The 20,999-nt window shown below is 73.8% G+C and carries 21 protein-coding genes; 9 read left to right on the top strand and 12 right to left on the bottom strand.

The window, feature by feature from the left end; genetic code table 11:
- Positions 1-4 precede the first annotated feature (4 nt).
- Complete coding sequence (locus FHU36_RS03805; RefSeq protein WP_185082411.1) at positions 5-238, bottom strand: EF-hand domain-containing protein; 234 nt, start codon at positions 236-238, stop codon at positions 5-7.
- A 141-nt stretch (positions 239-379) separates the two neighbouring features.
- The gene (locus tag FHU36_RS03800; RefSeq protein WP_185082410.1) at positions 380-2,575 is read right to left on the bottom strand and encodes a molybdopterin cofactor-binding domain-containing protein; all 2,196 of its coding nucleotides are present in this window, start codon (positions 2,573-2,575) and stop codon (positions 380-382) included.
- Between the two features lie 93 nt (positions 2,576-2,668).
- Between FHU36_RS03800 and FHU36_RS03795 the strand changes: the two genes are divergently transcribed.
- The 5 genes from FHU36_RS03795 to FHU36_RS03775 all read left to right on the top strand — a co-directional run bounded on the left by FHU36_RS03795 (position 2,669) and on the right by FHU36_RS03775 (position 9,175).
- Positions 2,669-4,306 carry a PucR family transcriptional regulator gene (locus FHU36_RS03795; protein ID WP_185082409.1) on the top strand — a complete coding sequence of 546 codons (1,638 nt, stop codon included), beginning with the start codon at positions 2,669-2,671 and terminating at the stop codon, positions 4,304-4,306.
- A gap of 344 nt (positions 4,307-4,650) precedes the next feature.
- Entirely contained in the window at positions 4,651-5,934 is a 1,284-nt protein-coding gene (locus FHU36_RS03790) for a helix-turn-helix domain-containing protein (RefSeq protein ID WP_312891424.1), read from the top strand.
- A gap of 44 nt (positions 5,935-5,978) precedes the next feature.
- Positions 5,979-6,581, top strand: coding sequence for a copper resistance CopC family protein (locus FHU36_RS03785; protein ID WP_185082408.1), 603 nt, complete (start codon positions 5,979-5,981; stop codon positions 6,579-6,581).
- Complete coding sequence (locus tag FHU36_RS03780; protein ID WP_185082407.1) at positions 6,578-8,566, top strand: bifunctional copper resistance protein CopD/cytochrome c oxidase assembly protein; 1,989 nt, start codon at positions 6,578-6,580, stop codon at positions 8,564-8,566. The genes FHU36_RS03785 and FHU36_RS03780 overlap by 4 nt, the downstream gene beginning before the upstream one ends.
- 207 nt (positions 8,567-8,773) lie before the next feature.
- Complete coding sequence (locus tag FHU36_RS03775) at positions 8,774-9,175, top strand: sensor histidine kinase (RefSeq protein ID WP_185082406.1); 402 nt, start codon at positions 8,774-8,776, stop codon at positions 9,173-9,175.
- A gap of 3 nt (positions 9,176-9,178) precedes the next feature.
- Here FHU36_RS03775 and map read toward each other — a convergent pair whose 3' ends face one another.
- Complete coding sequence (map, locus tag FHU36_RS03770) at positions 9,179-10,027, bottom strand: type I methionyl aminopeptidase (RefSeq protein WP_185082405.1); 849 nt, start codon at positions 10,025-10,027, stop codon at positions 9,179-9,181.
- A 32-nt stretch (positions 10,028-10,059) separates the two neighbouring features.
- Here map and FHU36_RS03765 point away from each other — a divergent pair, with 32 nt between their 5' ends.
- The gene (locus FHU36_RS03765) at positions 10,060-10,236 is read left to right on the top strand and encodes a hypothetical protein (RefSeq protein WP_185082404.1); all 177 of its coding nucleotides are present in this window, start codon (positions 10,060-10,062) and stop codon (positions 10,234-10,236) included.
- Positions 10,237-10,274: 38 nt separating this feature from the next.
- Here FHU36_RS03765 and FHU36_RS03760 read toward each other — a convergent pair whose 3' ends face one another.
- Together FHU36_RS03760 and FHU36_RS03755 are read right to left on the bottom strand one after the other, a co-directional pair.
- Positions 10,275-10,925, bottom strand: a complete 651-nt coding sequence (locus tag FHU36_RS03760; protein WP_185082403.1) for a cyclase family protein — start codon at positions 10,923-10,925, stop codon at positions 10,275-10,277.
- A complete protein-coding gene (locus FHU36_RS03755) occupies positions 10,922-11,173 on the bottom strand; it encodes a CBU_0592 family membrane protein (protein ID WP_185082402.1) in 252 nt (83 codons plus the stop codon). Before FHU36_RS03755 ends, FHU36_RS03760 begins: the two co-directional genes overlap by 4 nt.
- Positions 11,174-11,245: 72 nt before the next feature.
- Here FHU36_RS03755 and FHU36_RS03750 point away from each other — a divergent pair, with 72 nt between their 5' ends.
- Positions 11,246-12,187, top strand: coding sequence for a LysR family transcriptional regulator (locus FHU36_RS03750; RefSeq protein ID WP_185082401.1), 942 nt, complete (start codon positions 11,246-11,248; stop codon positions 12,185-12,187).
- Positions 12,188-12,212: 25 nt separating this feature from the next.
- Here FHU36_RS03750 and FHU36_RS03745 read toward each other — a convergent pair whose 3' ends face one another.
- Positions 12,213-12,791, bottom strand: a complete 579-nt coding sequence (locus tag FHU36_RS03745) for a hypothetical protein (RefSeq protein ID WP_185082400.1) — start codon at positions 12,789-12,791, stop codon at positions 12,213-12,215.
- Positions 12,792-13,006: 215 nt separating this feature from the next.
- Here FHU36_RS03745 and FHU36_RS03740 point away from each other — a divergent pair, with 215 nt between their 5' ends.
- Complete coding sequence (locus tag FHU36_RS03740; RefSeq protein WP_185082399.1) at positions 13,007-14,161, top strand: lipase family protein; 1,155 nt, start codon at positions 13,007-13,009, stop codon at positions 14,159-14,161.
- Positions 14,162-14,347: 186 nt separating this feature from the next.
- Entirely contained in the window at positions 14,348-15,001 is a 654-nt protein-coding gene (npdG, locus tag FHU36_RS03735; RefSeq protein ID WP_185082398.1) for an NADPH-dependent F420 reductase, read from the top strand.
- 166 nt (positions 15,002-15,167) lie between these two features.
- Here npdG and FHU36_RS03730 read toward each other — a convergent pair whose 3' ends face one another.
- The 6 genes from FHU36_RS03730 to FHU36_RS03705 all read right to left on the bottom strand — a co-directional run bounded on the left by FHU36_RS03730 (position 15,168) and on the right by FHU36_RS03705 (position 20,939).
- Positions 15,168-15,773 (bottom strand): response regulator transcription factor, encoded by a 606-nt coding sequence (locus FHU36_RS03730; protein WP_185082397.1) that lies wholly within the window; start codon positions 15,771-15,773, stop codon positions 15,168-15,170.
- Positions 15,770-16,885: a sensor histidine kinase gene (locus FHU36_RS03725; protein ID WP_185082396.1), complete on the bottom strand. Its 1,116-nt coding sequence runs from the start codon at positions 16,883-16,885 to the stop codon at positions 15,770-15,772. Before FHU36_RS03725 ends, FHU36_RS03730 begins: the two co-directional genes overlap by 4 nt.
- A 39-nt stretch (positions 16,886-16,924) precedes the next feature.
- Positions 16,925-17,650: an ABC transporter permease gene (locus FHU36_RS03720; protein ID WP_185082395.1), complete on the bottom strand. Its 726-nt coding sequence runs from the start codon at positions 17,648-17,650 to the stop codon at positions 16,925-16,927.
- Positions 17,647-18,534: an ABC transporter ATP-binding protein gene (locus FHU36_RS03715; RefSeq protein ID WP_185082394.1), complete on the bottom strand. Its 888-nt coding sequence runs from the start codon at positions 18,532-18,534 to the stop codon at positions 17,647-17,649. Before FHU36_RS03715 ends, FHU36_RS03720 begins: the two co-directional genes overlap by 4 nt.
- Before the next feature lie 45 nt (positions 18,535-18,579).
- Positions 18,580-19,314 carry an alpha/beta fold hydrolase gene (locus tag FHU36_RS03710; protein WP_185082393.1) on the bottom strand — a complete coding sequence of 245 codons (735 nt, stop codon included), beginning with the start codon at positions 19,312-19,314 and terminating at the stop codon, positions 18,580-18,582.
- A 152-nt stretch (positions 19,315-19,466) separates the two neighbouring features.
- On the bottom strand, positions 19,467-20,939 hold the full coding sequence (locus FHU36_RS03705) for an aminotransferase-like domain-containing protein (RefSeq protein ID WP_185082392.1): 1,473 nt from the start codon (positions 20,937-20,939) through the stop codon (positions 19,467-19,469).
- Positions 20,940-20,999 lie beyond the last annotated feature (60 nt).

Below are 20,999 nucleotides of genomic sequence, written 5' to 3'. Positions count from 1 at the left end.
CGCGTCAGCCGCGCTCGTGCTTGCCGCCGCCCACCAGGGCGACGAACTCCTCCAGCCCGATCCGGCCGTCGCCGTCACTGTCGGCCGCCGCGATGAACGCCTCGATCTCCGCGTCCGTCACGCCCCGGCCGCCGAGCGCCTGGTTCACCTGCCTGATCTCCGACGCGGACAGCAGCCCGTCGCCGTCGCTGTCGAACCGCTCGAACTCCGCCTTGGCCGCTTCGCGCGCGTCCGTCATCGGATGCCTCCCCCTGGTCGCGGGCTCACCGGACCGGGCTCCCCGGCCCGCTCGCCCCTCGCCCGCGATCCGGTACGCGGATCGTCGGACGGGTCTGGTCAGTGTCGGGCGCGCAGGTCGCGGCCCGCCGGACCGGACGTGTCACGCCAAGGCGATATCTTCTGGTCTGATCGGAACGCGCGTCAACTCGCGGCCGGTCGCCGCCCGCACCGCCGCGGCGATGGCGGGCGTGGACGACAGAGTGGGTGGCTCGCCCGCGCCGCGCAGCCCGTACGGGGCCGCCGGGTCCGGATTCTCCAAGATCTTCAGCGTCATGGGCGGCATGTCGAGGACGGTGGGGATCAGGTAGTCGGTGAACGACGGGTTCAGCACCCGGCCGTCGCGCACCTGGATCTCCTCCATCAGCGCCAGCCCGAGCCCCTGCGCCGAGCCGCCGTGGATCTGGCCTTCGAGCTGCTGAGGGTTCAGGATCCGGCCGACGTCCTGGACGGCCGCCAGCTCGACCACCTTGACCAGGCCCAGCTCCACGTCCACGTCGACCACGGCCCGGTGCACGCACAGGGCGAGCTGGGTGTGGGAGTCGCCCTGCCCGGTCTCGGGGTGCATCGGGCGGGTGGGCCGGTGCCGGTACTCCCGGGTCTCCTCGATCGGCCCGAACTTCTCCAGCGCCTCCCGGGCCGGCATCCCCTCGAAACGGGCCCGTACGGCCTCGCACGCGGCCTTCACCGCGCCGCCCGTGACGTACGACTGGCGGGACGCCGACGACGAGCCCGCCGAGCCGACCGAGGTGTCGGCCGTCGCCACGGTCACGTGCTCGACGCCCAGCTCGGTCCGGGCGATCTGCGCCTGCACGGTCACCAGGCCCTGGCCCACCTCGGCGGCCGCGGTGTGCACGGTGACGTGCGGCTCGCCGGCGACCAGCTCGGCCCGGACCCTGGCGGTCGAGTAGTCGTCGAAGCCCTCGGAGAAGCAGATGTTCTTGATGCCGACGCCGTAGCCGACGCCGCGCCGGACGGACTCGCCGTGGGTGGTCTGCGAGAGCCCGCCGGGCAGCGACCGCAGGTCGGCACCGGAGCGGGGCGGGGGCAGGGGCGAGGGCAGGGGCATGGCCTCCAGCTCGCGCAGCATGCCGGCGAGCGGCGCGGGCGAGTCGATGACCTGCCCGGTGATGAGCGACGAGCCCTGGGAGACGGCGTTGCGGACGCGGATCTCCACGGGCGACAGACCGCACGCCTCGGCCAGCCGGTCCATCTGCGACTCGTACGCGTAACACGCCTGCACCGCGCCGAAGCCGCGCATGGCCCCGCACGGCGGGTTGTTGGTGTAGACGCCGGTCGCGTCCACCCGCACGTTCGGCACCACGTACGGGCCGACGCCCAGCGAGGCGGCGTTGCCCACGACGGCGGGGGAGGAGGAGCAGTATGCGCCGCCGTCGAGCAGGATGTCGGCCTTGACGTAGACGAGCCGCCCGTCGCGGGTGGCGCCGTGCTCGTAGCGCATCCGCGCCGGGTGCCGGTGCACGTGGCCGAAGAACGACTCCTCGCGGCCATAGACGATCTTGACGGGGCGGTTCAGGCGCAGCGCCAGCATGCAGGCGTGCGCCTGCATGGACAGGTCCTCGCGGGCGCCGAACGCGCCGCCCACGCCGGACAGCGTCAGCCGCACCTTCTCCGGTGGCAGCCCGAGGCAGGGCGCGAGCTGGTCGCGGTCCACGTGCAGCCACTGGGTGGCGATGAACAGGTCGACGCCGCCGTCCTCGGCAGGGACCGCCAGCCCCGACTCCGGCCCCAGGAACGCCTGGTCCTGCATGCCGACCTCGTACTCGCCGGTCACCACGACGTCGGCCTCGAAGGTGTCGCCCACCCGCACCGGCTGATATCTGACGACATTTCGGGACTTGCGGGGGTCGGTCACCGCGTCCCGCGGCTCGTAGTCCACCACGATCGCCGCCGCGGCCCGGCGCGCCGTCTCCGGATGGTCGGCCGCCACCAGCGCCACCGGCTCACCCTGGTAGCGCACCTCGTCGACGGCCAGCACCGGCTGGTCCTTCAGCTCCAGGCCGTAGTACTTCTCGCCCGGCACGTCCTCGTGCGTCAGCACGGCCAGCACGCCGGGCACGGCGAGCGCCGGCCCGATGTCGATCGACCTGATCCACGCCGACGGGTGCGGGCTGCGCAGCGTCACGCCCCACACCATGTCGTCGAGCCACAGGTCGGAGGCGTAGGCGAACTCGCCCGTCACCTTCAGCGTCGCGTCGGGGCGCCGCGCGCTCTCGCCGACGCCCGGTGTCCCGAGCGGCCGCGTCTCACGCGCCGTCCCCCTCGCCGTCTCCGTCACCCTTCGAGTAGAGCACCGCCGCCCGGGCCCTCCTATGCGTGAGAAGTGAAATCACCGTCCGCACTCGACCTGCGAACTTGTATATTCCTCCAAGTGCGCATCAGTGACCTGCTGGCCATCGAGGAGCTGGGTCTGCGGCTCCTCACCGGCGACCCCCGCGGGGAGTTCGACACCGTCCACATCACCGACCTGCCCGATCCCGGACGCTACCTGTCGGGTGGCGAGCTGGTGCTGACCGGGCTGCTGTGGCGGCACGGGCCCGCCGACTCGGCCGGGTTCGTCGGCGCGCTCGCCGCGGCCGGGGTGTCCGCCCTCGGCGCCGGCCAGGCCTGGCTCGGTCACGTCCCCGGCGACCTGGTGGCCGCCTGCGAGAGCGCCGGGCTGACGCTGCTGGAGGTGCCCACCGAGGTGTCCTTCCGCACCCTCGCCGACCTGGCCGGGCGCCGCCCGTCGGGACACCTGCCGGGCGACGTCCGCGACGCGCTCGGCCGGCACCGCCGCCTCGTCGCCGCCGTCGCCGAGGGCGGCGGCCTGCCGGAGCTGTTCGCGACGACCGCCGCCGAGCTCGGCGTCACGGGCGCGGTGCTGTCGGCCACCGGCCGGGTGATCGTGGGCGCCGCCGACGATCCGGCGCGGCTGGCCCGCGCCTACCTGACCGCCCCCCGGCTGCCCTGCCGCGCCGGGCGGCACACGCTCTTCGGCGTCGGCCGCGGTCACCGCGCCGCGGGCTGGGTGCTGGCCTGCGACGGTGACCTGATGGGCCGGGCCGACCTCGGCTACGAGCTGGCCGCCTGCGTGACGCTCGAACGCAGCCGCATGGAGGAGGGGCGCCGGGTGGAGCGGCGGCTGGCCGGCGAACTCGTCGCGGCCGCGCTCGCGGACACCGACCCGGCCGAGCTGAACGCCCGCCTGCGCACCTGCGGCATCGACGCCACCGAGCCGTACGCGGTGGTCAGCGCGGTGGCGAGCCCGGTGGCCGACGCGGCGAGAAGCGCGAGGGCGAACCCGGCGGTCAACGCGGTGACAAACGCGGGGAAGAGCCAGGTGGCCGTGAACGCGGTAAGAAGCGCGGGGGAGAGGGTGACCGGGCCGAGGCCGGACGTCACGCGCGGGCCGGATCCGGCGACGCTCGGAGGGCAGGCGCTGGAGGAACTGCTGGACGGCGAGGTCGTGGCGGCGGGCGCCGACGGCGCCGACGGCGCGATCGCGCTGGTGCCGCTGCGCGGCCTGACGGCCGGCGGCCTGGCGGAGCGACTGCGGCGGGGAGCCGGCGCGCTGGCGGCGCTGCCGGACGCCCGCCTGCGGGTGGGGCTCAGCGGCGCGCTGACCGGCGCGGCGGCGCTCAGGGGCGGCATCGAGGAGGCGGGCCACGCCAGGCGGGTGGCCGATGCCCGCGCCGACGCCGGTGGGGCGGACCTCGTGGTCACCAGTGACGAGATCTACACGCACGCGCTGCTGCTCGCCACGGTGCCGGGCGACGTGCGCCGCTCGTTCGCCGACCGGCTGCTCGCGCCGCTGCTCGACTACGACCGGCGCCACCAGTCGGACCTGGTGCGGACGCTGGGCACGTATCTCGACTGCGCCGGCTCGTGGAACTCCTGCGCGGCGCTGCTGCACGTGCACGTCAACACGGTGCGCTATCGGATCAGGCGGGTCGAGGAGCTGACCGGCCGCGACCTGTCGTCCATGGCGGACCGGGTCGACTTCTTCCTGGCGTTGCGGGCCGGGTGAGCCAGGCGAGGGAGAGCGGGGACACCGAACGGGCCGCGACGCCGGGCACCGGTGCCGCCGGTGTGCGGAGGCGGTGGCACCGGCCCGGAGGTTCGTGCGGACGCCCGCGCTCGTCAGACGGCCGGCGGTGGTGCGGCTAGCAGCAGAGAGGAATGTCGTAAGTCGCCATGATTCCACTTGAACCGGATGGAGACGAGTCGGCTGCCGCCGCCGTAGCATGGCCTGCGACGGTCACACTTGCCGTCAGCAAGGCAGCAAGTAGGGACAGGGCGATGCGCCTGCGCATGGGGGTTCTCCCTCGCCTATGGGTTGCTCGGACATCATCATCTCAGGGAGCGGGAGCTGTGACCACATCTGACCTGATCGGACTCCGCATCAAGACGGTAAGGCGGCAACGGGGCCTTTCGCAGGCACAGCTGGCACACCCGGAGTTGTCGGACAGCTACGTCTCCTTGATCGAGAGTGGCAAGCGTACTCCGACCCCCGCCGTTCTCGAACTGCTGGCCCAGAAGCTGGACTGCTCGCTCTCCTACCTCCTCAACGGCGTGACCGCCGAGCAGATGGAGGACATCGAGCTGTCGCTCGGCTACGCGAGGATGGCCCTGGAGAACGGTGAGGTCCAGGAGGCCCGCACCCGTTTCGCCGAACTGCTGGCGAACCATAACCTGGCAGGTTTGACATCTCTACGTCAAGACACCCAGTACGGGCTGGCGCTGGCGATGGAGGCGTGCGGAGAGCTCGGCGAGGCGATCTCCATGCTGCGCCGGCTGCAGGCCGAGGACCTCGGCCCCGACCGGCAGATCGACCTCGCCATCGCCCTGTGCCGCGTCTACCGGCTCAGTGACCGGCTCAGCGACGCCATCAAGGTCGGCGAGGCCATCCTCGGCGGCTCGGCGCGGCCCACCTGGACCGACGGGCTGGTCGAGCTGGGCGCGACCCTCCTCGGCGCCTACCTGCTCAGCGGCGACCTGCTGCGCGCCCGGCAGTTCGCGGCCGAGCTGCTCAACGCGGCCGACATGCTGGGCACGCCCAGGGCGATCGTCGCCGCCTGCTGGAACGCCGCCGCCGTCGCTGAGAGCACCGGCCACGGCGAGGAGTCGCTGACCTTCGCCGAGCGCGCCCTGGCCATCCAGTCGGAGAACGGCCAGCCCCGCGGCCTCGCCCGCACCCGCGTCGCGTACGCGAGCCTGAAGCTGCGCGTCCGCCCCGAGGCCGTCGACGAGGTGCGCGGCCTGCTGCTGCGGGCTGAGGAGGAGCTGGCGCAGACGTCCGCGAGCACCCTCGACAGGGCCAACACCCGGGTGGAGCTGGCCCGTGCCGAGCTGGTGGCGGGCGACTTCGAGCGGGCCGTCGGCCACGGCCGCGCCGCCCAGGACCTGCTGCCGGGCACGGCCCGGGCGCAGGAGGCCGAGGCCCACCTGCTGCTGAGCCGCGCCTACGCCGGGCTGAGCAGGCCGCACGACGCCGAGCGCGAGCTGGCCGCGGTCCGCGACTGGCTGACGCCGCTGCCCGACTCCCGCCGCGAGGCGGGCACCTGGTACGCCGCGGCCGAGACCATGGAGCAGCTCGGCGACGCCGACGGCGCCACGGAGGCCTACCAGCGCGCCCTCGCCTGCGTGGGGCTGTAGCGGGGGAGGGACCGGGCGGTGGCGTGGGTAGCCTTGGGGGTGTCATGAAGAGATCCCCTCTCGCGGCGCTCACCGCGATCCTCGCCGCCCTGTTCCTGCTCGGCACGGCCGGGCCGGCCCTCGCACACGACGCGCTCAAGAGCAGCGACCCGGCCAAGGACTCCACCGTCAAGAAGGTGGAGAAGGTGACGCTGGAGTTCACCGCCCGGGTCCGCATGCCGATCGTCGTCGTGCGCGGCCCCGGGGACGAGCAGCACCATCTCGGCAAGCCGGAGCTCGACGGGTCCGTGGTGACCCAGGAACTCAAGGGCGCTCTGCCCGACGGCGCGTACACGATCGCCTACCGGGTCGTCTCCTCCGACGGACACCCGATCGAGGGTGAGATCCCGTTCACCGTCAAGGGCGCCACCCCGTCGGCCACCCCGTCCGTCGCCGACGGCGCGGCCCCCGCCGCCGACCCGACCGCGGCGCCCACTGCGGCGCCCTCGGCCCCGACCGCGCAGGGCAGCGCGGTCGCGCCGACGGAGGCCGCGATGGAGGAGCGGAGCACGGGTGCGACCTTCCCCGTCTGGCTGCTCGTCGTCGTCGGAGCCCTGGCCGGCATCGGCATCGGCCTCGTCCTCAGCATGCGGAAGAAGCGCACGTGACCAGGGCCGCGCGTCTGGCGCTCGCCGCGGCCGGAGCGGCGATCGCCGGTCTGGTCATCGCCATGATCGCCGGTGGCGCGGCCTTCCCCCGCATCATCCCCGGCCTGCCCGACGCCGGCGCGGTCACCCGCTGGGGCCTGCCGTTGTCCCAGCTGACCATGGACGTGGCCGGCGTGCTCACCGTCGGCCTGCTGCTCATGGCCGCCACCCTGCTGCCCGGCGACAAGGGCGTGCTCGGCAAGGCCGCGACCGGCTACGTCCGGGCCGCCTCGTGGACCGGCCTCGCCTGGTCGGCCGCGGCGTTCGCGACGCTGGTGTTCGGCATGGCCGAGACCGCCGCCATGCCGGTCGGCGAGGTGCTGCTCAACGGCGCCTACCTCAACAGCTACGCCACCCAGACCAGCCAGGGCGTCGCGCTGACGCTCGTGGTGCTGTTCGGCCTGGCGATCGCGCTGTTCGCGCGCGGCTCCATCACGGCGGGCGCGGCGCTCGGGCTGCTGGTGTTCGCGCTGGCGACGCTGCTACCGCCCACGCTCACCGGCCACGCCTCCTCCTCCCCCAACCACGGCCTGGCCACCACCGCCCTGTCGCTGCACGTGGTCTCGCTGTCCCTGTGGGTCGGCGGGCTCGTCGTGCTGGCGCTGCACGCCGTGCGCGGCGCGCCGCAGCTCGACCTCGCCGCCGCCCGCTTCTCCCGGTTCGCCCTGTGGTGCTACGTGGCCGTGGGCGCCTCCGGGGTGTTCAGCGTGCTGGCCCGGCTGACCGCCCTGTCCGACCTGTGGACGTCGGCCTACGGCGTCCTCATCGTGGCCAAGGTCATCGCGTTCGTGCTGCTCGGCTACGCCGGGTGGTGGCACCGGGAGCGCACGCTCGGCGCGCTCGCCAAGGGCGGGTCGGGCGCGTTCACCCGGCTGGCGGGCGGCGAGGCGCTGCTCATGCTCGCCACCGTCGGCCTGGCGGTCGCGCTGTCGCGCACCCCGCCGCCGCCCTCCAGCCTGCCCGCCGACCGCGCCTTCGAGCTGCTCGGCTACCCGGTGCCGCCGCCGATCTCGCTGGCCAACATCTTCTCCCTGTGGTGGCTCGACCTGTTCTTCGCCCTGGTCGCCGCTCTCCTGGGCGGCCTGTACGCGGCCGGGGTGATCAGGCTCCGGCGCCGGGGCGACTCCTGGTCGTGGGGCCGCACCGCCTCCTGGTTCGCCGGCGTGGTCATCCTCGTCTTCGCCACCCAGAGCGGCCTGGCCCGCTACGCGAAGGTCATGTTCGACGTCCACATGATCGAGCACATGACGCTGGCCATGATCGTGCCGATCCTCCTGGTGCTGGGCGGCCCGGTCACGCTCGCGCTGCGGGCGCTGAAGCCCGCCGCCCGGCGCGGCGACAGGGGGCCGCGCGAGTGGCTGACGACCATCCTGCACAGCAGGTTCGTCCGGATCGCCGGCCATCCCGCCATCGCCACCGCGATCTTCATCGCGTCGACGTACGCGCTGTACTTCACGCCGCTGTTCGCCTCCGCGATGCAGGAGCACCTCGGCCACATCTGGATGACGCTGCACTTCCTCATCAGCGGCTCGCTGTTCTTCTGGGTGATCATCGGTGTCGACCCGGGGCCGCACCGCCTGCCGTACGTGGGCAAGCTGCTGGTCCTCTTCGTCACCATGCCGTTCCACGCCTTCTTCGGCGTCGCGCTCATGATGACCGGCACCGTCATCGCGGCCGACTGGTACGACCAGCTCGGCCGCACCTGGGGCGGGCCGCTGCTGGAGGAGCAGCAGAACGGCGGGGCGATCGCGTGGGGGTTCGGCGAGATCCCGACCCTGATGGTGCTGCTGGCCATCGCCGTGCAGTGGTACCAGGACGAGGACCGCACGGCCCGGCGCGCCGACCGCAAGGCCGACCGCGGCTCGGGCGGCGACGTCGAGCTCGACTCCTACAACGCCTACCTGGCCCGCCTCAACCGCGCCGACAAGGCCGACCAGGCCGAGTAGCCGTTCGGTCACGGCAATCTGTCTTCCCACCGCATGGCTCGAACCCGGCGGGTAGCCTTGCCGCAAGGGGAGAAGGGCATCACCCCCGCAGTGGTGTGCGCATGACCTGAGGGGGGTTGCGCGCAGCGCTCGCGGGAGCGCCGGCTGGGGAGCGGCGGGGATCCGGGGTGCCCGGGAAGGCGGGATCAGTTGGCGGAGGAGACCCGCATGCGCGAGGGGGGAAGCCTCGCCGAGACACTCGAGAGCAGGCTCGCCCAATGGTCGGGGCGCACCGGCATCCGTGTCGAGATCTGGGCGCTGCCCTCCTCCGACGCGCCCGCGCCCATCGCCCGGGCGGTGCTCGCCGTGCTGGACGACGCCCTGGCCAACGTCGAGCGGCACAGCGGCGCCGGCACCGTGTCGATCGCGGTGACCGTCGGCCGCGGCGGGTTGCGCATGACGGTGAGCGACCACGGACAGGGATTCAACCTGGGCCCGACGGGGCCGGGCATCGACCGGATGCGGGCCGCGTTCGCCGCCGTCGGCGGCACCGTGTCGGTCAACAGCGTCCTCGGTGAGGGCACCACCGTGACCGGGGTGGTGCCCAGACGGGGTGATCGGGAGAGGTGACGCTCACGGCAGGGTGAGGATCTCGCTGCCGTTCTCGGTCACCACGATCGTGTGCTCGAACTGGGCCGTGCGCTTGCGGTCCTTGGTGACGGCCGTCCAGTTGTCGGGCCAGATCTCGTACTCGATCGTGCCGAGGGTCAGCATCGGCTCGATCGTGAACGTCATGCCGGGCACCAGCTCCACCCGCAGCGACGGGTCGTCGTAGTGCGGCACCATCAGCCCCGAGTGGAACGTCGTGCCGATGCCGTGCCCGGTGAAGTCGCGCACCACCCCGTAGCCGAAGCGCTTGGCGTAGGCCTCGATGACCCGGCCCACCACGTTGAGCTGGCGGCCCGGCGCGACCGCCTTGATGGCGCGCATCGTCGCCTCGCGGGTGCGCTCGACCAGCAGCCGCGACTCCTCGTCGACGTCGCCCACGCAGAACGTGGCGTCGGTGTCGCCGTGCACGCCGCCGATGTAGGCGGTGATGTCGACGTTGACGATGTCGCCGTCGCGCAGGACGGTGTCGTCGGGGATGCCGTGGCAGATGACCTCGTTGATCGAGGTGCACAGCGACTTGGGGTAGCCCTTGTAGCCGAGCGTGCTCGGGTAGGCCTTGTGGTCGAGGAGGAACTCGTGGCCGATCCGGTCGAGCTCGTCGGTGGTGATGCCCGGCCGGACGTGCCTGCCGACCTCTTCGAGGGCCTGGGCGGCGATCCTGCCGGCGACGCGCATCCGCTCGATCGTCTCCGGGGTCTTGACGTCGGACTCGCCGGTCTTGGGGCGCTTCTTTCCGACGTACTCCGGCCGCTCGATGTGGGCCGGGACCTTGCGCACGGGCGAGACTCGCCCTGGCTGGAGCAGTGTCGTCATGAAACACGAGTGTACGGGGCAGAATAAGGCCCGTGAGCGATGGCCAGTGGTGGTTCTGCCTCAAGCACATGCGCGTCGAGCCCGAACAGGGCTGCCCCAACAAGGACCGTATGGGCCCCTATCCGACCGAGCAGGAGGCCGCCGGCGCCCTGCAGCGGGCGGCCGACCGCAACAAGGCGTGGGAGGAGGCCGACGCCGACGACGAGTGACGCGCGCCCGGCCTCGGCCGAGCCTGACCCGGTGCCGCTCAGGCGACGACGGCGTACGCCCGCACCGGGAAGGTGCCCATGCCCGCCACCATCGGCGGGGCGGCGTGAAACCGGAAGCCCTCGTCGGGCAGCGCGGCCAGCCCCGTCAGGTGCTCGACCAGCGGGATGCCGGCGCCGAGCAGGATCGTGTGCGCGGGTCGCTCGCCGCGCGGCGGCGTGTCGTCGATGTTCAGCGAGTCGATGCCGACGAGCGCCGCGCCCTGCTCGGCCAGCCACCGCGCCGACTCGGGCGCGAGGTAGGGGTGGCCGTGCAGATACTCCTCGGTGCCGAAGTGGCGGTCCCATCCCGTGTGGATGAGCACGGCCCGGCCGCGCACGTCGAGCCGGTCGTCGATCAGCACCCGCCTGCCGTCCCGTTCCGGCGCCCGCACGACGAGGCCCGGCAGGTCGGCGAGCCTGTCGATCGGCACCTGTGACAGGTCGGCCCCGCTCGCGTAGCGGTGGTGGGGCGTGTCCAGATAGGTGCCGGTGTTGGCCGCCAGGGTGATCGTGCCGATCTCGAACTCCGTGCCCGGCGCGTACACCTGCCGCGAATCCTCACGGCTCAGGTGCGTGCCGAGCACCGGTCCCGGCACGCCCGGGTAGGTGACCATCCCCGCCACGATGCGGTGGCTCAGCTCCACGATCATCGGGCGGCTCCCAGCCGGGCGAGCTTCACCAGCGACACGGCGCCGATCGCGGCCCAGATCAGGTTGAGGCCCGCCGACGGCCAGGCGTCGTTGTGGGCGCTGTTGACCATGAGGGCTGCCGAGCCCACGAGGTTGAGGGCCTGGTACGACGCGCTGTCGCCGGACATGCGCGCGGCGGAGACCATGCCGTAGCCCACCACGAGCAGACCCGCGCCGATCCAGCCGATGGCGTCGAGGAGGAGATCCATGCACCTATTGTCCGAATTTCTCGCGCTAAAGCGCAATTAAAGACATCTAAACCATGGCGTAAGCTCGCCTGTATGGACATCGACCCAAGGCGGCTGCGGGTGCTGCACGAGGTCGCCCGCCGCGGCGGGGTCATGCGCGCGGCCGAGGCGCTCTTCCTCACCCCCTCCGCTGTCTCCCAGCAGCTCGCCCAGCTGGAGCGCGAGGTCGGGCTCGCCCTCATCGACCGCTCCCAGCGCCGCGTCTCCCTCACCCCGGCGGGCCGGGTCCTGGCGGGCTACGCCGAGCGGGTCGAGGAGGAGCTGGCCGAGGCCCGGCGCGAGCTCACCCGCTTCACCGAACGGCTGGCCGGCCCCGTGCGGATCGCCGCCTTCCCCACGGTGATCACGCACATGCTGGTGCCCGCCCTGCGCGACCTCGCCACGCGACACCCGAAGATCATCCCCGTCATCCACGAGGTCTACGGCCAGCCCGCCCTCCAGGAGCTGCGGCTCGGCGCCGTGGACGTGCTCATCACCGAGCGGGACATGAGCCTTCCCGTGCTGTCGCAGCCGTCGCTGGCCACCCGCCCCCTGTACGTCGACGAGTACCGCATCGTGGTGCCTCCCGACTGGCCCGACCCGCCCCGCTCCGTGGCGGACCTGGCCGACGTGCCGTGGGTGGCCGGCGAGCCCGAGCAGGCGTGCGGCCAGGCGCTGGACCGGCTCGCCGGGCTGCACGGTTTCGAGCCGCGCAAGGTGCACGTCATCACGGAGTTCGGCCCGACGCTGGCGCTGGTGGCGGCGGGGCACGGCGTGGCGATCGTGCCCACGCTGGCCCTGCTCGACGTGCCCGAGGGTGAGGTACGGGTGAGCGAGCTGCGCGACGTGGGGGCGCGCAGTCTCGACGCCGTGACCCGGGTCAGCCGTACCAGGTCGGGTGAGCCCGACCCGGTGCAGGCGGTCGTGATCGGCGCGATCGAGGACGCCACCGCCGCCCTGGAGGCCTCGCTGAAGGGCCACCTGGAGCCCACCTGACCGCCCGCCCGCCCCGTCGCACAGGTCAGTCGTGCACCCGGGGGCCGGTGAGCCGTTCGAGGAGGACGGCGAGGCGCTCGCGCAGGCCCGGCTGCCGTGGCAGCTCACCCGCGGCGGCGCTGACCAGGTGCTGGGCGCCGTCGAAGGTCAGCGGCCCGCCGGACGGCACGGCGATGGCGTCGTGCGCCAGCCCCGCGAGCTCCGTGTCGCCGCCCTTCAGGGCCAGGATCGTCGCCCCCGTACGGCGGGCGTCGTCCACCCGTTCGAGCAGCGGCACCGGCGCCTGACACTCGGCCACCACGAACAGCGTCTCCCCGCGCCCCGCACGCTGGATGCGGTCGAGCCCGACGCGCAGGTGGGCGGGCGCGCCGGCGGGCGGCTGCCAGCGGACCAGCGTGGGGGCGAGCTGCGGCAGGCCGGACAGCCGGGCCTCGTCGCCGAGGTGCGCGGTCAGGTGCCACGGCTCGTCGTCGGGCGTGCCCACCAGCAGCAGCCCGCCTGCGGAGCGGGTGGCCCGCAACGCCCGGCCGAACTCGCGGGTGCGTTCGAGCCAGCCGGTGTCGGCGAGGACCTCGCGGAGGAAGGCGACCGAGCCGGCGTCCATGCAACCTCCTGCGTCGACCGGCCAGCCCTGGCCGGAGGGAGCCACTGACCCATACTGCACGACGGGCGCCGCGCCGGCGGCGTTTTCGCTACCCGCCTGACTCGCGGCGGGATTCGCTGTCATTTCGGGCCTTGACAGCAGGTTACCGCCGGGTAACGATCGGGGCGCGGCGCCGCCGGTCCCCCATGAGCGATCCCCCCGGAGAGGGGCGGCACATGACCCTTCGTGTCCGCGTCAGCGTGTTCTCGATCCTCTTACTCCTCGCGTCGCTCGCCGTGTCCGTCGGCGCGACGCCGGCCCGCGCGGTGACGGCGGGAGACGTCGTCTCCGCCCGGCCCACCACCGTCTACCTCCTGCCCGGCAAGCTGCTGGAGGTCCCGGTCAACGCCTGGCACGTGCTCTACCGCTCCACCTCCGCCACCGGAGCGCTGAACACGGTGTCCGGCACCGTGCTCGTGCCCAAGGCGTCCTACGCCCTCGGCAAGCGGCCCATCGTCGGCTACGCCACCGGCACCCATGGGCTCGGCGACCAGTGCGCCCCGTCGGCCAGCATGCGCGAGGGCCGCGAGGCGGAGCTGGCATTCGTCAGCCTCCTGCTGCTCAAGGGCTTCGCCGTGGCCGTCACCGACTACGAGGGCCTCGGCACGCCCGGCACCCACACCTACATGGCGGGCGTGTCGCAGGGCCACGCCGTGCTCGACTCCATCAGGGCCGCCGTCCGGGTCCCCGGCTCCGGCCTGTCCGCCGCCGCGCCCGTCGCCGTCATGGGCTACTCGCAGGGCGGCGCGTCGGCGGGCTGGGCGGCGCAGCTCCAGCCCTCGTACGCGCCCGAACTCCGGCTCAAGGGCGCGGCCGCCGGCGGCGTGCCCGCCGACCTGCGGGCCGTCGCCGCCCACCTGGAGGGCGGGCCCGACTTCGGCCTGGCCGCCGCGGCGGGTGTCGGGCTGGACGCCGCCTACCCCGAACTGGACCTGGAGGCCGACCTCAACGAGCGGGGCCGTGCACTCATGGCGGACGCCGCCGACGACTGCGTGGGCGACCTGGACAAGCTCGCCGGGTTGCGCTTCTCCGACCTGAGCCCGGTGGACCTGCTCAACCAGCCCAAGTGGCAGGCCCGCCTCATCGAGAACCGGCTCGGCACGCTGACGCCTCGGGTCCCGGTCTTCCTCTACCACGGACGGGGCGACCAGATCATCCCGTACGCGGTGGGGCAGACGCTGCGCTCGGAGTACTGCCAGGCGGGCGTGAACACGCGGTGGGTGTCGCTGCCGGCACCCGACCACGTGACGGGCGCCGTGGAAGGCGGGCCGCTGGCCGTCGAATGGCTGACGCTCCGCCTGCTCGGCCTGCCCGCGTTCGGCAACTGCTGATCGCCACGCGACCATCGGGCCCGGCGGGTGACCGACGGGCCCGACGCGGTGTGACGGCGCCCGGAACCCTGGAAGATCACCGGAGAGCGCCGAAGCCCGCCGCAGGGACGCCCTGGCGCCGGCTTCGCACCCGCCCGGGTGTCCCTGCGGAGGGTGGTGGGGTAGGCGGCTGGCATCATCGGGGATATGACTGACGTTAACGGGCTTACCATCGGCATCCTCGGCGGCACCGGAGACCAGGGCAAGGGCCTCGCGCGGCGTTTCGCGGTGGCCGGCCACCCCGTCCTGATCGGGTCGCGCAACGCCCAGCGGGCCCAGGAGGCGGCCGACTCCATCGGATCCGGCGCACGGGGGGCGGAGAACGCCGTGGTCGCCGCCGAGGCCGACATCGTGATCGTCGCGGTGCCGTACGAGGGGCACAAGGCGCTGCTGGAGTCGGTGCGCGCGGAGCTGGCCGGGAAGATCGTGGTCGACTGCGTGAACCCGCTCGGCTTCGACAAGCAGGGCGCCTACGCGCTGCCCGTCGAGGAGGGCAGCGCCGCCCAGCAGGCCGCCGCCGTGCTGCCCGACAGCCGGGTGGTGGCGGCGTTCCACCACGTGTCGGCCGTGGTGCTCATGGACCCGTCGGTGGACAAGGTGGACCTGGACGTGCTCGTGCTGGGCGACGACCGGGAGGCGACCGATCTGGTGCAGGCCCTGGCGTCGGTCATCCCGGGCGTGCGGGGTGTCTACGGCGGGCGGCTGCGCAACGCCTTCCAGGTGGAGGCGCTGACGGCCAACATCATCTCGGTCAACCGCCGCTACAAGGCGCACGCCGGTATCCGCGTCACCGACATCTGACCCGCCGGGTCACCCACCCGCCCATCCGCCGTCGCCTGTCACTCGCCGCCTGCCTGGCGGCGGGGTCGTCCCCTTCCGGTCGTCTCCCTCGCGGTCGTCCCCTTCGCGGTCGTCCCCTTCGCGGTCGTCCGCCGCACGGGAGCCGGTGGGGGTGGGGGTGGGGCGGTCAGAGCCAGCCGGCGTCCTCGGCGATGCGGACGGCGTCGAGCCTGTTGCGCGCGCCGGTCTTGGTGATCGCGCCCGTCAGGTAGTTGCGCACCGTCCCCGCCGACAGGTGCAGCCGGGCGGCGATCTCCTCGGCCGACGCCCCTCGCGCGGCCTCCCGCAGGACCGTCGTCTCGCGAGGGGTCAGCGGGCTCTCGCCGTACTCCAGGGCCGCGGACACCAGCTTGCCGTCCAGCACCCGCAGCCCGGCGGCGGTCCGCCTGACGGCGTCGGCGAGCCGCTCGCCCGGCGCGTCCTTCACCAGGAACGCCTCGATGCCCGCTTCCAGCGCCCGGCGCACCTGCCCGGGCCGTCCCAGGGCGGTGAGCACGAGGATCCGGCACGACGGCAGCCGGGGGCGGAGCGCGGCCGCCGCGGTGATGCCGTCCATCACCGGCAGGTCGATGTCCACGATCGCGACGTCGGGCCGGGCGGAGAGCGCAGCCGGGACGATCTCGTCCCCTCGCGTCACCTCCGCGACCACCTCGATGTCGGGCTCCAGGCGCAGCAGGGCCGACAACGCGGCCCTGATCATGTGCATGTCCTCGGCGAGCAGTACCTTGATCATGCCGGCACCTCCACCACCAGCCGGAATCCGCCGGTGCCGGTGGGCGCCGCCTCCAGCGTGCCGCCGGCCTGGGCGGCGCGTTCGGCCAGCCCCGTCAGTCCGCCCCCGCGGCGCACCGACCCGTTCACGCCCACGTCGGACGAGGGGCCGTTCGGGGTGGTGCCGTCGTTGACCACGAGCAGCCGCGCCGTGCCGTCGCGGACGGACGTGCTGATCGTGCAGGTGGTGGCGTCGCTGTGGCGCAGCAGGTTCGTGACGGCCTCGCGCACGGCCCAGGCGAGGGCCTCCTCCGAACGCCTGGGCAGCGGGACGCCGGCCAGGTGCGCCTGGCACGCCACGCCCGCCGACTCCAGCAGCGCCACGGCCCGGTCCGTCTCGCCCGCCAGGGACAGCTCCCGGTAGCCGCGGGCCACCCGCCGGACGTCCTGCACCGCCTCCCTGGCGACCTCCACCAGCTCGCCCACCTCCGCGCCGGCCGCCTCGGGGTCGCGGTCCACGAGGCGGCGGGCCAGGTCGCCCTTCAGCGCGATGGCGGTGAGGCTGCGGCCGAGCCCGTCGTGCAGGTCGCGCGAGATGCGCAGCCGCTCCTTCAGCACCGCCGCCTCCGCCAGTCCGGCCCTGGCCCGCTCCAGCTCGTACGTCACGCGCACCAGCCGGACCAGGGCGTAGATCATGCCGCCGGTGACGGGCACGGTGAGGCCGTAGAAGAGCGCGACCACCGCGTTCGCCGAGACGGCCAGGACCCCGGACGTGCTGTACAGCGTCATGAGCCCGACGATCGGCCCGGCGAACCGCAGCGGCAGCGCCACCAGCACGGTCCCGGCGAGCATGGGGGCCGCGACTCCCGACCAGCCGCCGGGCAGCAGCAGGTCGGGCAGGTACGTGGCGACGGCCTGCAGCACGAGCGTCAGCGGGAACAGCGGGGGCCGCTCGTCGCGCAGCCCCGCCCGCATGTTGAGCGAGTGGGTCGCCACCACGCCGAGGATCGCACCGGTCGCCAGCAGGCCGTTGCGCGGGCTGACCGCGAAGTAGAGCAGCCCGATGAAGGTGTACGCGACGGAAACCGCGGTGATCAGCACGCGGGCGAGCCGCTGAGCGGAGGAGGAGGTCATGGCCAGGCCAGTATGGCGGAGATGCCCGGGATACGCCCCCTATGACCTGCGCGGTTCCCACCGGAACCACAGCCGCAGCCCGACCAGCCCGACCACCGCCCAGACCGCCAGGTTCAGGACGGGAGCGGCCACCGCCCCGCTCCGCATGGCGTCCACCACGGCCGCGGTGGGCAACAGGCCGAACAGCGTACCCGCCCACGAGGGCAGCACCTCGAGGATCGGCCCCATCGCGCCCGCCCCGACGCCGCACAGCAGGAACACCGGCACGCAGGCGGGGGCCGACAGCTCGGCGCGCGGGACCGCGGCCGTGTAGGCGGCGCCGAGCGTCGCCATCACGGCGGAGCCCGCCACGGCGGCCCCGGCGAACAGCAGCGGATCGGCCGGGAAGGGCACGTCGGCGGCGAACCGCACCGTCACGGTGCACACGACGATCACGACGACGGTCTGGGTGACCGTGCTGGCGATCTGACCCGCCAGGATCTGCCCGTCGGTCAGCATGGTCGTCCGCAGGCGCTTGAGCACGAGCTGGTCGCGCCGCGTGGTCAGCGCGACGTTGATGTTCATGAACGCGGTGATCGCCAGCATGATCGCGATCGTGCCGGGGTAGAACTGGGCGGCCGCCGCCGCCCCCTCGGGTCGTACGTGGCGCATGAGCAGCGGCAGCCCGATGCCGATGCCCAGGGGAGTCACGACGGAGGCGACCAGCATGGCGCGGTCGCGCCAGAACAGCCGGGTGCCGAGACGGTAGGTGGCGGCGAGGCTCATCGGGCGCTCCTGGGCAGGTCGAGGAAGAGGTCTTCGAGCGTGGCCGTGCGGACCTCCAGGCCCGCCAGCCGCAGGCCGTGTTCGGCGGCCCAGCCGAGCAGCGTCTGCGCCGCCAGGTCGGGGTCCTCGGCCCGGCACACGGCGTGGTCGCCCTCCATCGTCACGGCCAGCGGCAGCTCGGCGGGATGCACGCCGGGCGGCAGCCGGAAGGCGACCCGGCCGCTGCTCGCGGCGAGGGTCTCGGCCATCCCGCCGGAGGCGACGATCTCGCCCGCGTCCATGATCGCCATGCTGGAGGCCAGCCGCTGGGCCTCGTCGAGGTAGTGGGTGGTCAACAGGACCGCGGTGCCCTGCCCCGCCAGGCCGCGCACCGTCTCCCAGGTGTCGCGCCGGGCCTCCGGGTCCATCCCGGCGGTCGGCTCGTCCAGGAACAGCACGTCGGGACGGCCCAGCAGCGCCAGCGCCAGGTCGAGGCGCCGCTTCTCGCCTCCGGAGAGCTGGCGGACCCTGGTGCGGGCCCGGTCCGCCAGGCCGACCAGCTCCAGGGCCTCCTCGCGGGGCCGGGCGGCCGCGGTGAAGTCACGCCAGGTGTCGACGGTCTGGGCCACCGTCAGGTCGGGGAAGAACCCGGCCTCCTGCAGCATGACGCCCAGACGCTCCCGCACGGCCGCGCGGTCGGCCACCGGGTCGAGGCCGAGCACTCGCACCGTGCCCGCGTCGGGCCGCTGGAAGCCCGCCAGCACCTCGACCGTCGTGGTCTTGCCCGCGCCGTTGCGGCCCAGCAGGGCGAAGATCTCTCCGGCGGCCACCTCGAACGAGACGCCCCGCACCGCCTCGAACCCGCCATGGCTCTTCCTGAGCCCGTCCACCCGAATGGCTGTCATGCCCACGACTCTTCCGGGTCGAGTCCGCGGTGGACAGTGAAGAATTCACGACCTGCGCGACAGCGTGAGCAGCGCGTCGGTGACCGCCTCCGGATCGACGAGCTGGTGCAGGTGGGAGCCGGGCACCCTGGTCACGGGCCAGCCGCGCCGCTGCGCCTCCCGCGCCACCTCCTCGTACGGCGGGCCGTACCACAGGCACGAACACCGCACCTCGTCCCAGCCCGCCGGCACCGGAACGGGCTGCGTGTAGTAGCCGAGCGGCAACCGCGGCTGCTCGGCCACCACCACGGCCCGCACGGCCGGGTCGGGCAGCAGGGCCGCGACGTCCGCGTCGCTCCACCAGTCGGTCCACCGGGGCAGCACCCCGCTCTCGCCGGCCAGCTCGCGCAGGAACGGCAGGAATCCCGCCTCGGCCGTCGGCACGAGGCCGGCCGAGGGCGGCAGGCGGGCCTCGGCGAAGACGCACGCCACCACCCGGTCGCCCAGCCCTTCCTTCACCACCGGCGCGAACAGCCCCGCGTTGCTGTGCGCGACCAGCACGATCGGGGTGCCGGGCGCCTTCGCGGGCGGCGTCCCGGGCGCCGCCTCCGGCGCGGTTTCCCGAAGGGTGGCCCGCACCGCCTCCACCACGCGCGGCCAGTAGGGCGGGCCGTCCGAGGTCACCCGGGTCAGGTCGGGCACCACGGCGGCGTGGCCCCGGCGCTCCAGGGCCGCGGCCACCGGCGCCCAGGTCGCCGGCCCCACGGCCGGGCTGTGCAGGAGGAGGAAGGTCGTCGTCATGCCTCAAGGCTGGCGCAACCGGTCCGGCGCCGACGGCCGTGTCAGCTCAGGGCGGAGCTCCGGCGCAGGGTGGAGCACCAACCCCCCCGGCGCCCGCGCGGTGCCCCGGCCGCTCGTGGAGCGTCGGCGGCCGGGAGGCGTCAGGTGGAGCGTCAGACGATGAGGGCGTGGCGCGAGTTCCCTCGCCGGGTTCCGTCGTAGGCGTGCCAGGCGGCGGCCAGGTCGCGCACCGCCGCCGACAGTTCCTCGCGGGGGAACAGGAAGTGCAGCCGCATGTGGTCGGCGTGCCCGCCGAGCGGGTCGAACGCCCGTCCGGGCGGCACCGCCACCCCGTGGCGCAGCGCCACCTGGGAGAAGGAGTCCACGTCGCCGCGCGGCACCCGTACCCAGAGCGTCTGACCGCCGAGCGCCGGCTCGAACGACCACGACGGCAGGTGCGTGCGCAGCAGCTCGCACAGGTGGTCGTGGCTCTCGCTCAGCGCCCGGACCCGTACCGGCCGGATCTCCGCCAGCCGCCGCAGCAGCGCCGCGGCGGCGAGCTGGCTCAGCGCCTCGCCGCCCAGGTCGTGCACGGCGCGCAGCCGCGCCAGCCGGGAGATCAGCGGGGCCGAGGCGCGGATCCAGCCGACCCGCAGCCCGCCCCACACCAGCTTGCTCATCGACCCGATCGTGATCACGTGCTCGCCGGTGGCGTAGGAGGCCACCGGCGGAGGGGTGTCGCCGGAGAAGCACAGCTCGGCGCACGCCTCGTCGTCGACCAGCGGGATGTCGTGCCCGGCGGCCAGCCGCGCCAGCCGCCTGCGGTCGCCGGCTCCCATGACGGACCCGGTGGGGTTGCTCGCGGTCGGCACCGCGTAGACCAGCGCGGGCCGCTCGCGCGGCGCCTCCGCCGGCGCGGGCCGTTCGCGCGCCACGCCGGCCGGGACGGGCGACCCGCCGGGTCCGGCCGGGCCGGCCAGGGACACGGGCCGGACCACCGCGGCGGCGTGCCGGAACACCTCCAGCGCCCCCGGGTACGTCGGCGACTGGGTGAGCACCGTGTCGCCGGGCGACACCAGCAGCCCCGCCAGCAGCGTGAGCGCCTGCTGCGCCCCCGTCGTGACCAGGATCTCCGACGCGGTCGTGGGCAGCCCACGGCCTCGGTAGTAGGCGGCCAGCTCCTCGCGCAGCTCCGCGAGGCCCGCCGGGTGGTAGCCCATGTCGCGCACGGTCGAGAGCCGTCCGGCGCCCTCCTGGTAGGCCTCCAGCAGCTCCGGCGGGGGGCCGTCCGGCGCGGCGCAGGTCAGCAGCCGCACGCCGTCCGGCGGGTGCAGGATGTGTTGCAACAGCGGGTTGGCCACCACGCCGTCGGCCGTCCGGGTGGCGGGCAGCTCCATCGGGGCCACCCTGGTGCCGCTGCCCTGGCGGCGCGTGACCCGGCCCTCCTGCTGCAGCAGGTCGTACGCGGCCACCACCGTGCCCCGGCCCACGGCCAGCCGCCGCGCCAGCGTCCTGTCGGGCGGCAGCGGCATGCCCGAAGCCAGCACCCCGTCGTCGATCAGCGCCCGGAACCGGGCCGCCAGCAGCAGATAGAGCGGCCCCCGTCCGGACGCCCACCGCCCGAGCAGGTCGACAAGGTCATCCATATTGGCCCCATTCATGAACCAATTGTGCGTCATTGGATCTGACATCCGGCACTTTTTCCG

The organism is Nonomuraea muscovyensis, assembly GCF_014207745.1.
GTDB lineage: Bacteria > Actinomycetota > Actinomycetes > Streptosporangiales > Streptosporangiaceae > Nonomuraea > Nonomuraea muscovyensis.
This window is presented reverse-complemented; position numbering and strand designations above follow the sequence as displayed.